The organism is Burkholderia sp. BE12 (assembly GCF_002959955.1).
Classification (GTDB): domain Bacteria; phylum Pseudomonadota; class Gammaproteobacteria; order Burkholderiales; family Burkholderiaceae; genus Burkholderia.
The window spans coordinates 1-384 of sequence record NZ_PREY01000092.1; the positions used below are offsets into that span (position 1 = coordinate 1).

Sequence of the window (384 nt, forward strand, 5' to 3'; positions counted from 1 at the left end):
ATCATAGTCAGTTCAAAGTTATCAATGGCGACAATGTCCATCAGCAGTATGTCGTCGATGCCAAAGGAGTCTGGCGCTGATGAGAAAGATTCTGATAACAGGTGGTGCCGGGTTTATTGGCTCGGCGCTGGTGCGTTATATCATCAACGAAACGAGCGACGCGGGGGTAGTGGTCGATAAGCTGACCTACGCCGGAAACCTGATGTCGCTGGCACCGGTCGCGCAAAGCGAGCGCTTTGCCTTTGAGAAAGTTGATATCTGCGATCGGGCAGAACTGGCACGCGTATTCACTGAGCATCAGCCAGACTGTGTCATGCATCTGGCAGCCGAAAGCCATGTTGACCGTTCTATTGACGGCCCGGCAGCGTTTATTGAAACCAACAT

The 384-nt window shown here is 52.3% G+C and carries 1 protein-coding gene; it reads left to right on the forward strand.

The window, feature by feature from the left end; genetic code table 11:
• Positions 1-79: 79 nt before the first annotated feature.
• On the forward strand, positions 80-384 hold a 305-nt coding region (locus C4B30_RS35055; protein WP_158683601.1), incomplete at its 3' end, for a GDP-mannose 4,6-dehydratase.